Below are 7,943 nucleotides of genomic sequence, written 5' to 3'. Positions count from 1 at the left end.
CGCCGAACAACAGGCCACCGCTAGCACCGGTGGCCGCGGCCAGCGTGCCGCCGCCAACGCCGTTGGCGCCGTTGCCGATCAGGTACTCGCCGAAATCTTTATTGATCGTGGTGTCGATGGATTCGCCCAGGGGGCTGTTGATCCAGTTCTGCTCATCGGTATGAATCGCCTGTAAGAATATTGCGTCGAACGCCGCTGCGGGGTTCGACGCCGATGAGGCGGCGGCATCAGCCGAGTTGCCGGCTGTCACCGCCTCCGACGCTGCACTCACACTGGCTACTGGGCCGGTGGCCGTTTCAGCACCGGCCACGGAATCCGTTGGCAGCGCCAACCATTGATCCAGTGCGCTGCCGCCCAGGCCGCCGAGATCCAGGTTCGCAGCTGAGTTGAGGCCTAACAACGCGTCCGCACCCGTCATGGCGTGATCGACGGCGTTGATGATCGGATCGGCGATGACATCCCAGCCGTCAGCATGAGCCGCAGGCAAAGCGGCCAGCGGACCAAAGCTAAAAGTCAGAGCCGCACCCGCACCACCGCCCCAGCCGATGACACGACGCCAGCGCCCCAAGGCCCGATTTGATGGGGTCGTGCGGTTCGAGTAGTAACGCTGATCAGCCATCTCTGCACCTCCCCGTCGAGGCCTGCCATCTGCGGTGCCGTCAAGCTAGCCCGTGAACGGTCCCGGCGGGGCAAAACAAACGTCAAAGTTGATTAGGTGCCCGTCCCGGCGTCGGGAAGCGCGGCAAGCGGCGGACGCGGGGTTACCGGCAATCCTTTCCCACTCGGGCATGGGCACGATCGTTCTGAATAAGGCGGGCCGTCCCACGGCATACAGCCCATGACACCTCGCGTCGTCACTGAATCGACGCCTTCTTCGTACGTGTTGCACACGCAACCGGTGGGGCCAACCCAACGTGTCCTTCCGGGTCCGCTCAAACTTGACAGACTCACCCCTTCCCGCACCCCGATGTGATCGAGGTGGCGAATGGCTGAGCTAACGCATGGCGGTTACCTGTGCTGGCATCAACTTGTGGCGCGGCCCCTTTCTGCTATCCAGCCGCCGGTGGATGCGCCACCACGGTCGGGCGGAATCCATAACGGGGAGCGGCAAAGCCGAAGCCGCGTCCGCCGAAGCCCGCCGCCGGCATCCCGGGCACACCGGGCATTCCCGCCATCCCGGCCATCTCCGTCCCCGCGCCGGGCGCGATGGCCCAGCCGCCCGATGGCGACCCCGCGAAGGGGGCGCTGGTCCCGGGAGTGGCTGCGGCCCAACTCTGCGGCACCGACATCGCCCCGACCAGGGTTGCGCGGCCCATCCCAGCCGATATTGCCGATCCACCCAGGCCCGGTGACCCGAGTGACCCCATCGCCGAACCGACGTGGCTCAGTCCGGCGCTCATCGCCGATGACGCGGTAGCCCCGGTCAACATGCCCGGATTCAAGCCGCCAAAGCCCTGACCGGCCACCGCCAAGAACCCGATATCAGCGAACGCGCTTGTTACAGCCGGGCTTACGCTGGCCGGATTCACCCAGTTACCCGAGAGGAACCCGTTCATAAGCCCGGAGCTCAAGAAGCTCCCGAAGGCCGATTGACTCTGTCCGTCCAGGAGATTCAAGAACCCGGCGATCCCTGTGAGGGCCTGATTCGATCCTGGCGCAAACGGATTGGTCCCCGCCGATGACAGCGGTGATGCCATCCCCTGTAGCGCGTTGGGCATCGTCGAGACCACCTGGGACAGCGTCGACTGCACACCCGCGCTCGACGACGTGCCGGTGGCTTGGGCAACCGTGCCGGCCTGGCTGGCCGCCCCGGTCGCGTTGGTGGTCTCCGGCGGCGAACCGAACGGTGTCACCGTCGAGGCGGCCGCCGAAGCTCCGGCGTAGCCATACATCGCGGCGGCGTCCTGGGCCCACATTTCGCCGTAGAGGGCCTCGGTGGCCGCGATCGCCGGAGTGTTTTGACCGATCACATTGGTCGCCACCAACGCCGCCAGCTGAGCGCGGTTGGCCGCGACAACCGCCGGTGGCACCGTCATCCCGAACGCGGCGTCGTACGCCGACGCGGCCGACCTGGCCTGGTAACCCGTTTGCTCAGCCTCGGCGGCGGTCGTGCTCATCCAGTCCACATACGGTGTGGCCGCCGCAGCCATCGATGCCGATGCCGGCCCCAGCCAGGATCCTTCGGCCAGGCTGGAGACCACCGAGGCATAGGAGGATGCGGCCGAACCCAGCTCGGAGGCCAGCACGTCCCATGCTGACGCGGCTGCCAGCATCGGCCCCGAACCGGGACCGGCGTACATGCGAGCGGAGTTGATCTCTGGTGGTAATGCTCCGAAATCCATTGCGATTCCCCCCTTAGCCCGCAGCGACCGCGTTGGCGGCTTCGGTGGCGGCGTACGACCCGGCGCTGGTGCTCAGCGTGGATACGAACATCTCGTGAATCGCCGCGGCTTGAGCGCTGACCGCTTGATAGAGCTGAGCGTGCGCGGTGAACTGGGCCGCGGTCAGCGCCGACACTTCGTCGGCCGCCGCGGGAATCACCGCCGTCGTCGGGCTGGCTGCGGCCGCGTTGCCGGCGGCCACGTCCGCACCAATTCCCTGCAGGTCGCCCGCTGCTGCGGACAACGTTTCCGGTTGCGTAGTCACAAATGACATGGACTTCTCCTCAATGAAAAGTCCGACCCGGAGACGGGGCTCGGCAAACCGCTTCAGCTCGCGGAGTCGCTGCCCTGACCGGATCGGAGCGAAACGGTCATCGATCTTGGATAGTTCTGATCAGAACCATCAGCGGAAATCGTCTCGGCCCACCTCCCTACGGCCAGAGCACTCGCCGTACGGCCAAGAGAGGTGGATCACCCGACAGAACCGGCGGGTGGCACCCCTCTCGCCGGAGCTTTGGCACTGAACGGCGTATCCGGCTGAGCCGGAAGCCACTTGGGCTCAACCCTTAGCCCGGGAAGAGCTGTCCTGACCCTGGGCGTCTTTCGACGTTCGAGGTCAGTGGCCTATATCCGTGCAGACGCCTCACCTAGCGAGGTGCATGTAACGTATTTGTAAAATCATCGTTCCAGCTGCACCAACGCCCGTCAATGCAACTCGCGGCGGATTATCGGTAAATTGCTGAAGATCGTTACAGATGCGGTGGGCCACGCCGTTCCTAGGCCGCAGGCGTTAACTGACGGAACCGTTAAGCGGCGCGTCGGCTGCCCGAACGACTAGTCGGTCTTCTTCTCCGCCACCGCGGCGCTGAGGGCCTCGGCCAGGTCGTCGCGCGTCAGTTCCTTGAACCGGCGCAGTTGGTCCTCGCTGAACTCGTCCATCTCGGCGGCCAACACCGCGTCGAGGTCTTCGTCGTCGAGGCGGAAGCTGCGGTGATCACGGGCCTTTTCCACCACGTTGCGGACAAACCCCGCATTTCCCAGCACGTCGATACCGCGGATCAGGTCGCCGTCTTTAGAGATGTTCTCGTCCTCGTAGAACCTGGTGTAGGCCGGCAGCAGCACGTCAACCGCCTCATCGGTGATTACGTCCTCGTTTTCGCGGCCCATCAACTGCGTCAGCGCGATCAGTTCCTTGGGGTTGTAGCTGTAGAACTCGATCACCGTGGAAAACCGGCGCCGCAGACCCTGGTTTACCTCCAGCATCTTGTCCATCGCTTTGGCGTAGCCGGCTCCGAAGACCACCAGCTCGTCGCGATGGTTCTCCATGTACAGCAGCAAGGTGTTGATGATCGCGTTGCCGTAGGCGTCGCCCGTGGAGTAGCCAGCCTCATGCAGGTTGTGCATCTCGTCGAAGAAGACGGCCCCGCCGCGCGCCTCCTCGAGCATCTCCTCGGTGTTCTTTTCCGCATCGGCCATGTAGCGGCCCAACAACTTTGCCCGGCTGGTCTCCACCACCAACGGCTTGCGCAGCACAGTCAAACCGCACAGCTGCTTGGCGAATGCGCGCGCCACCGACGTCTTCCCCGTGCCGGGAGGTCCCAACAACAAGGTGTGCCGTGAGGTCACCGGCACCGGCAGGCCCATCTTGGCGCGGGCCAGATTCACCTTGGTGGTCGACTTGATCAGCTTGATTTCCCGCTTGGCCTGTTCCATGCCGAGCATCGCGTTGAGCTCGGCATCGCCTTCATCCAAGTACTTCTTGGCCATTTCGGCGTGCCGAGCGGCCTCGGCCTGTTCACGGGTGGGCGCGCTCCCCGGATCCCACGGATCCGTCCTGGCCTCAATGGTTTCCGGGTCGGTCAGCACCAGCCGATAGCTGGGATTGTCCAACGCTTCACGCGCCGGGGTGAACTTTGCATCGCGTGAATACACCTGGCGTAAACACTCGGTGGCCTCTTCTTCGCGGCCCAGGTGCCGCAAACACATTCCCTTGGTGTACATCGCGACGTTTGTCGCGCCGGGCACCCGGTCGACTTCGATCGCCTCCTGCGCACGGCGCGTCGCTTCCTCGAACACCCCCAACGAGGCCAGCGCGGTGGTCGCCATCGCCGCACCGGCGGCCTTCAGCTCAGGGTGGCGCCAGGTGGTCCCGGGCGGGAACTGGCTGAGGACATCCGGCCAGCGGCCGGTGCGGAAATACAGCAGCCCCCGAACGTACTTGAGCAACTCCTCGTCGAACGGGTGGCGTGGCTCGGTGGAATCCAGCAGCGCCGCCGCTTCGGCGTACCGTTTCGCCTCGGTGAGGGCAGCTGCGTAGGCGGCAGCCAATGACTCCACGCTGGTGACCGCCAGCCGCAGGAATATCCCGTCGGAGACCTCGGGGCGAAACTCCAACTCGGACAGGCTCAGTCGACGGATCTCCCAGCCGAACGTCTTGACCGCAACCCACGCGCCGGTGAGCACGTCGATGGTCTGGTCACCGGCCAGCACCCGTGCCAGCCAGGCGTCGCACATGTCCGGATCGAGCTGGGTGGCCGTCGTGAACATCTGCAAGGCCACCTGCGGATTGTGGCTTGGCTGTAGCCCGTTGACCGAAATGCCAGACGCCAGCAGGCCCGCAACCATAGCGTTGCGGGCATCCGCAGCGCCGGCCTGCGGCCGGGTCATCGCAATGCTTCGGCGTGACTTATCTGTGCGATCGCGCCCACCGGAACCAAGATACCCTCGCCGTCGTCGAGTATGCGACTCGGCATCGGCAGCGGCCGACGCGAACTCGGCGCCGGAATGCTCGCGGCTACCGCGCCCAGTTGACGGCCGGTGAGCCGGTTCAGTACGCCGAACGTCTCTTTGCGCAGCCGTTTGTCACTGTGGTAGCGCACCCACACCGCCACGTCGGCTTCACGACCGTCCGCGATGAGCCGGATCGTCATCACGGTGACGTCGGCATCGGTGAGCCACAGCTCCTGCAGCGTCTCGCTGGTGATGTCGGTAGGTGAGACCCAGAAGCTGGTGACGAACCCGTCGGGAGTCTTGAGGTAGCGCCAGTACGGCCGGATATGAGCCGGCTGGAGCCCGGCCAACACGGCGTCGTCGACGTCGATGATCTCGTCGGCGGTCAGCGGCCGGGCCGTGCAGCTTCGCCCGTCGACATCATTAGCCAGCCGCTCGGTTGCCGCCGCCAGTGTGCAGGCGACGGAATCGCGGGCGGCCACGGCCAGGGCGTTGCGCAGCGGATCCATCCGCAGTATCACCCAGGTGTTGCGCTCCTCGAGCGGGCGTCGATCGCCGGCAGGCCGGAAATCGTCTTGGACCGCAGATTTGACGCCTTTGCCGGCCCGGCGTGTACCCACCGAAACGATGTCCACACTGTCAAGGCGGACGTCGAACTGGCGCAGCGCCTCGATGACCGCTTCCAGCGGCATAGTGGCCGGCAACGCGTCGCGATGCCGATGCCGTCCCGAGGGCACGTCCACCGCGCCTTCCACCGCGATCACGCCGACCAGCTGGCCGTCGTACTCGCGCACTCCGACAGTTTCGCGGCTGAAGCGACGACGATGATCGATCGCAGGGGTGCAGCCGACGGTCAGCGCCTCCGGATCGGCGTACCAATTTCGCACTCGCGCAATCGGTGCCGACGCGATGGGAACGCCGCCATTGGTGACCAGGGCAACGATTGTCACCAACACCGCGAGACCGACACCGACCCAAAAGGCCGCGTGACCGGCTTGCCAAGACTCGGGGCAATGACTCGCGATCACTAGCAACGCAACGTCAATGAGAAACACCACGGTGACCCGCGGCCACGACAGGGCCAGGCCGTATTCGCGTTGTGCCTTCATTATTGTCTCCCTGTCTTTCGCAACAGCATTGCTGCACCGAACACCATGCCTGCTATTAGTAGCGCGCCACCAAATCCACCGGCAGCGACCCACACCGGCACCATGTTGCGCGGAGTCGGTGCCGGAGGCATGTCCAGCGGTGACTTCGAATCCTTGGGCAGCACAGACCCTTCGGGTACATCCCAGGTCAGCGCAGCGACCGGGTCGACGATCCCATAGCCGATCTGGTTGTCCACTCCGCGCGAGGGTGCCCTGGCGGTGTGGGTCAACCGGTTGATGACCTGGTGCGCCGACAGTTGCGGAAACTTCGCCCGCACCAGAGCCGCCACACCGGACACGATCGCCGTGGAGAAGCTGGTCCCCGACGGCACCAGCAAGGAGTTGTCCGGACCGTCAATCGCGTTGACCAGGCTGTCATCTCGCGGTGAGAACCCGACGACGTCGGTACCGGGTGCCGCGATCGACACCCACGGCCCGGCCACACTCAATTTGTCCATCGGCGCCCCGGAGGAATCCACCGCACCGACAGTCAGCACGTAGTCGCTGAACCAGGCCGGTGTCACCACTGTGGTCACACCGTTCCAGTCGCGAGTATCCTTGGGGTGCAACGGATCAACGAGCGGATTTTCCTTACAGTCGCGCTGACTGGTGTCGCCTGCGGCAGCTACGATCACCGCATCTTTGTCGACGGCCGCGTAACGGACCGCGGCACCCAAATCGGGCGCGTCGATGAGGCTGCGCGCACTCATGCACATCACCTGGGAGATGTTGATCACCCGCGCGCCCATATTGGCCGCGTGCACGATCGCCCGCGCCATGTTGAAGATGTTGTCCCGCTTCTGCCGCGTTTGCGGGTCCTCGTCGCCGGTGTAAGCGTCCTTGAGGCTAAACGCCTGGCTGGACTGGCGGATCGAGATCAACTCGGCGTCGGGCGCAATCCCGGTGAACGCGTCGGTCGGCCCTGCCGGCGGCGGGTCCAGCGGCGGCGCGGCCGGTCGTGGGTAGTCCACCGAAACAACCTGTCCGCCATGGGAATAGCCGGGCAGCACTGTCTTGCCGTGACCACGGTTGGCGGCTCCCGGCGTCTTGGGCTCCTGCTGTCCCGGCGCTGCGGGCGCTGCAGGCGATGCGGGCGCTGCCGGTGGTAGGCCGAATGGTCCCGGCGCCGGCGCCTCCGACGGTGGCGGAGGAGGGACCAGCGTGATCGTCTGCGGAGGCGGTGGCGCCACGCTGATCGTCTGCGGAGGCGGCGCCGGTGGCGGTGGTTCCCTGGTCGGAACTGGCGGCGGCCGCCGCGGCCCCGGCGCTCCGGGTTCTTCAGAGCCCGCCGGGGCCCCGCCAATCATCGACGCCACGAGCGTGCCATGCGCGTCGCAGTCGGACAGGCCGTCACCGGACATCACATAGTCGCCGCCCGGAATTAGGTGCGGCAGCCTCGGGTGCGGGGTTACCCCGGTGTCGATGACCGCGATCTTCACCCCGCCGCCGCGGCCGAAGCGCCACGCCTCAGGCAGGTTGAGCATGTCCATGTATTTCGGCTGCATCCGAAAGTCGCTGCCCGGCAACACCCCAACCTCGGTGCAGTACGAGCTCTGCTTCATCGCCTGCCCGGGCCCGGGCGCGCCGTCCGGCGGCACCGCCGCCGGGTCGATCCCCGGGGGATCGACCGCGTAGGCCGGCGTCCCGGACAGCGCTACAGAGGCAACGATGAGCGTCGTGGCAG

General features: G+C 65.7%; 5 protein-coding genes, 1 pseudogene and 1 riboswitch. All 6 genes and pseudogenes read right to left on the bottom strand.

Going from position 1 to position 7,943, the window contains the following annotated elements; translation table 11 throughout:
• Positions 1–619: pseudogene (locus tag WAN71_RS07490) on the bottom strand (hypothetical protein); the annotation flags it as partial.
• 430 nt (positions 620–1,049) lie between these two features.
• Positions 1,050–2,342, bottom strand: coding sequence for a PPE family protein (locus WAN71_RS07485; RefSeq protein ID WP_422224726.1), 1,293 nt, complete (start codon positions 2,340–2,342; stop codon positions 1,050–1,052).
• Between the two features lie 13 nt (positions 2,343–2,355).
• Positions 2,356–2,655 (bottom strand): PE family protein, encoded by a 300-nt coding sequence (locus tag WAN71_RS07480; RefSeq protein ID WP_422224725.1) that lies wholly within the window; start codon positions 2,653–2,655, stop codon positions 2,356–2,358.
• Between the two features lie 217 nt (positions 2,656–2,872).
• A riboswitch (M-box (ykoK) riboswitch) is annotated at positions 2,873–3,043 on the bottom strand.
• A 172-nt stretch (positions 3,044–3,215) separates the two neighbouring features.
• Positions 3,216–5,048 (bottom strand): type VII secretion AAA-ATPase EccA, encoded by a 1,833-nt coding sequence (gene eccA, locus WAN71_RS07475; RefSeq protein ID WP_422224724.1) that lies wholly within the window; start codon positions 5,046–5,048, stop codon positions 3,216–3,218.
• Positions 5,045–6,220: a type VII secretion protein EccE gene (eccE, locus tag WAN71_RS07470; protein ID WP_422224723.1), complete on the bottom strand. Its 1,176-nt coding sequence runs from the start codon at positions 6,218–6,220 to the stop codon at positions 5,045–5,047. Before eccE ends, eccA begins: the two co-directional genes overlap by 4 nt.
• A complete protein-coding gene (gene mycP / locus WAN71_RS07465) occupies positions 6,220–7,929 on the bottom strand; it encodes a type VII secretion-associated serine protease mycosin (protein ID WP_422224727.1) in 1,710 nt (569 codons plus the stop codon). Before mycP ends, eccE begins: the two co-directional genes overlap by 1 nt.
• Positions 7,930–7,943: the final 14 nt, after the last annotated feature.

Origin of the sequence: Mycobacterium sp. (assembly GCF_049280035.1) — a bacterium.
Lineage (GTDB): Bacteria > Actinomycetota > Actinomycetes > Mycobacteriales > Mycobacteriaceae > Mycobacterium.
The sequence above is the reverse complement of the archived record's forward strand: the minus strand, read 5'-3'. Positions and strand labels throughout refer to the sequence as shown.

Bases quoted from the DNA above. Each gene is read 5' to 3' on its own strand.
- WAN71_RS07480 (WP_422224725.1), bottom strand. From the start codon at position 2,655: ATGTCATTTGTGACTACGCAACCGGAAACGTTGTCCGCAGCAGCGGGC.
- eccE (WP_422224723.1), bottom strand. From the start codon at position 6,220: ATGAAGGCACAACGCGAATACGGCCTGGCCCTGTCGTGGCCGCGGGTC.
- eccA (WP_422224724.1), bottom strand. From the start codon at position 5,048: ATGACCCGGCCGCAGGCCGGCGCTGCGGATGCCCGCAACGCTATGGTT.
- WAN71_RS07485 (WP_422224726.1), bottom strand. From the start codon at position 2,342: ATGGATTTCGGAGCATTACCACCAGAGATCAACTCCGCTCGCATGTAC.